This is a genomic window from Streptomyces sp. NRRL B-1140, from assembly GCF_001280065.1.
In the GTDB taxonomy this organism is placed as follows: Bacteria; Actinomycetota; Actinomycetes; order Streptomycetales; family Streptomycetaceae; genus Streptomyces.
Genome location: NZ_LGEA01000004.1, coordinates 1 through 465, shown reverse-complemented (window position 1 = coordinate 465; position 465 = coordinate 1). Strand labels below are relative to the sequence as shown.

At 69.2% G+C, this 465-nt stretch carries 1 protein-coding gene; it reads right to left on the bottom strand.

Annotation, left to right across the window (positions count from 1 at the left end; all coding sequences use genetic code 11):
- Nucleotides 1-465, bottom strand: a 465-nt coding sequence (locus ADK65_RS02920) for an AMP-binding protein (protein WP_159038706.1), incomplete at both ends; no start/stop codon positions are given.

Here is a 465-nt window from a genome sequence, read left to right as displayed (position 1 = left end):
CACGATCGCGGCGCCGACCTGCAGCGGCGCGAACAGCTCCGGCACCGACACGTCGAAACTCGCCGTCGTGCTCAGCAGCACCCGGTCCTCGGCACCCACGCCGAAGTGCGCCAGACCCCACGCCAGCCGGTTCATGATCGACCGGTGCGCCACCTGCACACCCTTCGGTCCACCCGTGGAACCGGAGGTGAAGATGACATACGCCGCGTGGTCCGGCGACAGAACCCGCTCCGGATCGGCGTCCGAGTAGCCGGTGACATCCGGCAGTTCCTCGTCGAGGACCAACAGCGGCTTCGCACTGTCCAGCACGTGCCGCACCCGGTCCTCGGGCAGCTCCGGATCGATCGGCAGATACGCGGCACCGGACTTCACCACCGCGTAGATCGCGACCAGGAGGTCCACCGACCGCGGGATCTTCACCGCGACCAGCCGCTCCGGACCCGCGCCCTGCTCCACCAGCCAGTG